The following is a 5620-nucleotide window of genomic DNA, read 5'->3' on the forward strand; positions in this document are numbered from 1 at the left end:
CGCCCACCTCCAGTCGATCAGCTCGATCACCACCGACAGCGTCACACCGATGAGCACCGCGAGCAGCAGCCCGAGGAAGGCCAGTTGCAGTGTCTGACCGAAGGATTCGAAGAACACCTCGGTGGCCGGGCGGCGCTGGTAGATGCTCTCGCCGAAATCGCCGCGCAGGGCGCTGCCGAGCGCGTCGAAGTACTGCACGTACAGCGGACGGTCCAGCCCGAGCAGCGCGCGCTGCTCGGCGAGCAGCTTCTCCACGTCACCGCCGTCGGCGCCGAGGGTCAGGCCGCCCGCCGCGTCGCCCGGCACGATGTACAGCAGGAAAAACGCTCCTGTGAACGCGCCCCAGACGACGACCACCGCGTAGGCCAGCCGCCGCAGCGCGTACCTCACCATCTCCATCGCGTGACCATCCCCATCGCGCGCCTACTGCTCGAGCCAGGCGTTGTACAGGTACTGGTCGAGGCCGACCGCCTGGATGCCGTGCAGGGTGGGCTGGTAGGCCCAGATGTCCACGTCGTTGACGACCGGGATCACATACGCCTGCTCGACCAGCTCGCGGGCCGCCTTGTCGACGATCTCCTGGCGGGCCTGCTTGTCCAGGACGGTGTTCTGCTCCTGCAACAGGCGGTCCGCCTCGGTGCCGTCGGGCAGGAACGACCGGTTGGAGCCGGTGGTCTTGCCGTAGTTGGCGCGCAGCACGTCCGGGTCCGGCGTGGAGTGGTACCAGTAGGCGATGTCGTACTCGCCCGACAGCAGCTTCTGGTTGGCCTCGGCGGCCAGCGGCGGGTCGAGCACCAGTTCGACGCCGAGCTCGCGCCACTGGCTCTGCAGCACCTGCCAGCCCGCGGTGTCCTGCGGGCCGCGCAGGCTCAGCCGCTCACCGGCGGCGTCGACGCGGATGCCGTCGGGGCCGACGGTGCCCCAGCCCGCCTCCTCCAGCAGCTTCACCGCCCGGTCCGGGTCGTACTCCAGGAACTCGCTGACGTCGGAGAAGTAGGGGTTCGCCGGGCTCAGCGGGCCCTTGGCAGGCTCGTCGTGGCCGTGCGAGACGATCTTGACGTACTCCTCGCGGTCGACGCCGATCTGCAGCGCCTGCCGCACCCGCACGTCCCGCAGGAACTTCGAGGAGGTGTTCACCGGCAGCTCGGTGCCGGTGGCCGGGTTGAGGGTCTTGGCGATGGTGAGCCCGGCCGCCTCCAGCTGGTCGACGTACTTGCCGTTGACCCAGTAGATGAACTGCAGTTCCTCGCCGCCGATGACCGCGCCGTTGCGCACCGAGTCCTCGGGGATGATCTTGTAGACGACCTCGTCCAGGTAGGCCGCGCCGGTCCGGCCGAAATAAGCCGGGGCCCAGTTGTATTCGGGCCGCTTCTTCAGCACGATCTGCTGGTTGGGAACGTAGCTCTCCAGGTAGAACGGGCCGGAGCCGTCCACCCACTTCTGCCGCTCGTTCACCGGCAGCGCCGCGGTCTTCTCCGAGACGATCGCCGCGTGCGCCCGCGACAGGCTGGTCAGGAAGGCCGCGTTGGGCTCGTCGAACTCGACGATCACCTCGTACTTCGAGGGCACGGTGATCTGGCGGATGCCCTCCACGATCGTCTTGGCGCTGGAGTGGATGCCGGGGCGGGCCAGGCTCTCGAAGTTCTTCTTGACCACGTCGCCGGTCAGTTCGGTGCCGTCGTGGAAGGTCACGTCCTCACGCAGCGTGAAGTGGTAGATCCTGGCGTCGGTGACCTCCCACGAGGTGGCCAGCCAGGGCTCGAGCTCCTTGGTGTCGGGGTTGTAGAACACCAGCGAGTCCGACAGCGCGCGGGCCACGGTGCGCCACACCTGGTTGACCACGGCCGCGTCGACGCCGTTGTAGTCGGCGGACAGGCCGATGTTGAGGGTTCCCCCCGCCACCGGCTCCCCGGAGGCGTCGCCTCCCGAGGTTCCGCCACCTGCGCAGGCGGTCGCCACCAGCGCCACCAGCGTGGCGGCCGCCGCGACGCGCCAGCCCCCTCTCTTCCACCCGACTGCCACGTACCGACTCCTTTCGCGCACGACCCGCGGAGCACGTGCTGCTGCCACGGGCACGGTCGAGCACCCCCGGATGCCGCGCGCACCTGCGCTTTTCGACGGGGAACCGGGACTCGATCGCTGCATGGGAGGTTCCCAGCCGGGCGCTTCGATGCGAATGGTTTGCCTCAGTGGTGTTTTAATCACCAGTCGCTGGACCACTGATCCGGCGCGTGCGATGTGCCACGGCCGGACCGCCGGACGGCACGGTCGTGATGCCACGAACCCCTGCCCCGGCCCCTCCGCGCGCCCTGGCACGGCCCTCCGGGAGACGCCGGCCGTCCCGCTCGCGCGGTGACATGTTTGCGCTCGGACGGTATGTCCGATTTGATGCCCTCATGAGCAATGGCGCCAGAGAAGTCGACGTCTGCGTGGTGGGGCTCGGGCCGACCGGCCGGGCGCTGGCGCACCGGGCCGCCCGGGCCGGGATGAGCGTGACGGCCGTCGACCCGCGGCCGGAGCGGTTGTTCCCGCCCACCTTCTCCTGCTGGATCGACGAGCTGCCGGACTGGTTGCCACGCGAGGTGATCGCCAGCCGGATCGAGGCGCCGGTGGTGTGGACCCAGAGCGAGCATCGCATCCAGCGGCCGTACGCGGTGCTGTCCAAGCAGGGGCTGTTCGACGCGTTGTCGCTCGAGGACGCCACCGTGCTGGCCGGGCGGGCGCGCCGGGTCGACGCGCACGAGGTCGAGCTCGCGGACGGGACGGTGGTGCGGGCGGCGACGGTCTTCGACACCAGGGGCCTGCCCACCACCGGAGCGCGGCGGGCGGCCAGCGCGCACGGCATCTTCGTCGACGAGGAGACCGCGGCGCCGATGGTGCGCCCCGGCGAAGGTCTGCTGCTGGACTGGCGGCCGGAGAACGGCGCAGGGCCGGACGAGCCGCCGTCGTTCCTGTACGCGGTGCCGCTGGGCGACGGCACGGTGATCTTCGAGGAGACCAGCCTCGGCCTGCGCGGCGGCATGCCCCAGCACGTGCTGCGCAAACGCACCCTGGCCAGGCTCGCCGCGCACGGGATCAGGCTGACCGGCGAAGAGCCGACCGAGGCGGCGCACTACCCGCTGGACCAGCCGCCGCCGCGCAAGGGCACCGCGCGCGCCATCGAGTTCGGCTCACGCGGCGGCATGATGCACCCGTGCACCGGCTACAGCGTGGCCGACTCGCTGGCCCTGGTCGACACCGCGATCGACGCGCTGCGCGCGGGCCGCGACCCGGTGGCGGCGCTGTGGCCGTGGCAGGCCCGGCTGGTGTACTGGATGCGCATGCGCGGTCTCTACGGCCTCGGCCGGTTGACCACCGAACAGTCGATCGCCATGTTCGAGGCGTTCTTCACCGAGTCCGAGCGCGGGCAGCACGCGCTGCTGTCGGCGCACGCCGACTACACCGCGCTCGGGGCGGTGCTGTTCAACACCGTGGCCCACACCTGGCCGTTCCGCTGGCGCTACGACCTGGTGGGCTGGACCAACCGCAACCGCTGGGCCGGGTACGAGTTCGAACCCGCCCGCGAGAAGACACCCGAGCTGGACTGAGCCTGCCGGACCGGTCTAGCTGGTCTCGGCGGCCCGCCGGTAACCGCGCACCGCCGGCCAGGCGAACACGACGATCATGCCGACGGTCCAGGCCACGGTCTTCAGCAGCGGCTCGGCGACCGGGCCGCCATAGGACAACCCGCGCATGGCGTCGATCGCGGTGCTCATCGGCTGATTGGCCACCACGTCCTGCAGCCAGGTCGGGTAGGCGAAGACCGGCACGAAGCCGGTGTTGAAGAACATCAGCAGCGTGTTGATGATGCCGATGACGCTGACCAGCAGCACGCCCTCGGTCAGCGTGGCCAGCGCGGTCACCAGCACCGCGAAGCCGACGCCGAACAGGACGGGGATGCCGATCAACGCGATCGCCGCCAGCGGGCCCTGGCCGAACCGGAAGCCGAGCGCGAAACCGACGGCCAGCACGAACAGCGTCGTGATGAACACCCGGACCGCCTCGGCCAGCAGCCGACCGGTCAGGCCGGCGGCCCGGTTCATCGGCATGGTGTGGAAGCGGGCCAGCAGGCCGGTGGTCTTCTCCACCTTGAAGCCCAGCGCGCTGACCACCGCGCCGGACATGGCCGCCACCAGGCAGATCATCGGCACCTGGCCGTAGACCGACGGCATGCCGGTGGCGGTGGTGATGGAGTTGCCGAGCACGATCTTGAACATCAGCAACGTGGCCGCCGGGTAGACCAGCGTCTGGATGGTGGTGGCCGGGTCGCGCAGCCAGCCGATCAGCAGCCGCTTGCACTGGAGCACGCTGTGCCTGGCCCAGGTGAGCGGAGAGTTCTCCGAGCGGGCCCGCACCGCGGGCAGCTCGTGGAAGGTCGTGCCCGCCTCGGTGCCGGCCTGCTCGCTCGTGGCGCTCGCCTCCTCCGACGGGGTGGTCGTGACTGTCGCCGTGCTCTGCACCGAACTCATGCCCGCCTCACACTCGCCCACACCGCGAACGGGGTGAACACCACTGCCATTGCGATGACCCAGACCAACGGCACCCACAACACGCCCCAGCTCACCCCGTCGGAGGCCATGTCGCGCAACGCAAACGAGAACTGGGAGATCGGCTGGTTGCGCACGAACGGCTGGATCCATTCGGGGAAATTGCGTTCCGGCACGAAGCCGCAGGACAGCATGCCGAAGATCAGCGTCGGCAGGGTCAGCGCCTGGCTGAGCTGCTCGGGGCTCTTGGTCAGGCTGCCGAGGCCGTCGGCGCCGATGGCCAGCACGGTGCCGATCACCAGCGCGGACACGCAGAACAACACCGCCTGCCCGATGCCCGCCTCGAACCGGAAACCGATCATGTGACCGAACAGCAGGGCGCCCACCAGCGAGGTCAGCGAGCGGACGATGCCCGCGCTGATCCTGGACAGGAAGGGCACCAGGGTGCCGATCGGCATGGTCTGCAGCCGGGTGCTCAGGCCGGTCATGGCCTCGAAGGCGGCCAGCTGGGCGTTGGAGAGCATGGTGACCGACATGGTCTGCAACACGATGATCGGCATGACGAACTGCGCGTAGTCGATGCCGTGGAACTTCATGACGTACCGCAGCGGCAGGTAGAAGCCGAGGGTGAACACCAGCGGGGTGATGAAGGCGACGACCAGCTCGCCCTTGGTCGCCATCGTCCACACCACGCGGCCGGTCAGCGCGCGCCACTGCGCGAACGACGACGGCGCGGCCTGCGGCAGTTCGGCGAACAGGTCGGTGCGGGTCGGCTCGGCGACGGCGGTCACGCGCCACCGCCCGAGTGACCGGTGAGCGAGAGGAACACGTCGTCGAGGGAGGGCCTGCGCAGGGCGATGTCGGCCAGTTCGACACCGGCGGCGTCGAGCCTGCGCAGCGCCTCGGCGAGGGTGGCCGCGCCCTCTGGCGCGGGGATGGACAGCTGCTCGCCGCCCTTGCCCGCCTGGATCTCGGCCAGCACCGCGGCGGGGCCCAGGTCGCCGCGGGGATAGGGGGCGATGTGGGGCATTGTAGGGGAGAGCGGGACCCCCGCGCAGTTGCATCCGCCCGGGCGCGGCGTGTGCGCGGGGGCG

At 70.1% G+C, this 5620-nt stretch carries 4 protein-coding genes and 2 pseudogenes; 1 reads left to right on the forward strand and 5 read right to left on the reverse strand.

Annotated elements, in window-relative coordinates; all coding sequences use genetic code 11:
- Positions 1 to 399: pseudogene (locus QH283_RS02610) on the reverse strand (ABC transporter permease); the annotation flags it as partial.
- 24 nt (positions 400 to 423) lie between these two features.
- Entirely contained in the window at positions 424 to 2022 is a 1599-nt protein-coding gene (locus tag QH283_RS02615; protein ID WP_280501417.1) for an ABC transporter substrate-binding protein, read from the reverse strand.
- Positions 2023 to 2396: 374 nt separating this feature from the next.
- On the opposite strand from QH283_RS02615, the gene QH283_RS02620 reads away from it, so the two are divergent.
- Entirely contained in the window at positions 2397 to 3587 is a 1191-nt protein-coding gene (locus QH283_RS02620; protein WP_060593165.1) for a lycopene cyclase family protein, read from the forward strand.
- A gap of 15 nt (positions 3588 to 3602) precedes the next feature.
- Here QH283_RS02620 and QH283_RS02625 read toward each other — a convergent pair whose 3' ends face one another.
- The 3 genes and pseudogenes from QH283_RS02625 to QH283_RS02635 all read right to left on the reverse strand — a co-directional run.
- Positions 3603 to 4508 (reverse strand): ABC transporter permease, encoded by a 906-nt coding sequence (locus tag QH283_RS02625; RefSeq protein WP_280501418.1) that lies wholly within the window; start codon positions 4506 to 4508, stop codon positions 3603 to 3605.
- Positions 4505 to 5317 (reverse strand): ABC transporter permease, encoded by an 813-nt coding sequence (locus QH283_RS02630; RefSeq protein WP_060593166.1) that lies wholly within the window; start codon positions 5315 to 5317, stop codon positions 4505 to 4507. Before QH283_RS02630 ends, QH283_RS02625 begins: the two co-directional genes overlap by 4 nt.
- Positions 5314 to 5620: pseudogene (locus QH283_RS02635) on the reverse strand (daunorubicin/doxorubicin resistance ABC transporter ATP-binding protein DrrA); the annotation flags it as partial. The gene QH283_RS02630 and the pseudogene QH283_RS02635, both read right to left, overlap by 4 nt.

Origin of the sequence: Nocardia farcinica (assembly GCF_029867845.1) — a bacterium.
Taxonomy (GTDB): Bacteria; Actinomycetota; Actinomycetes; order Mycobacteriales; family Mycobacteriaceae; genus Nocardia; species Nocardia farcinica_A.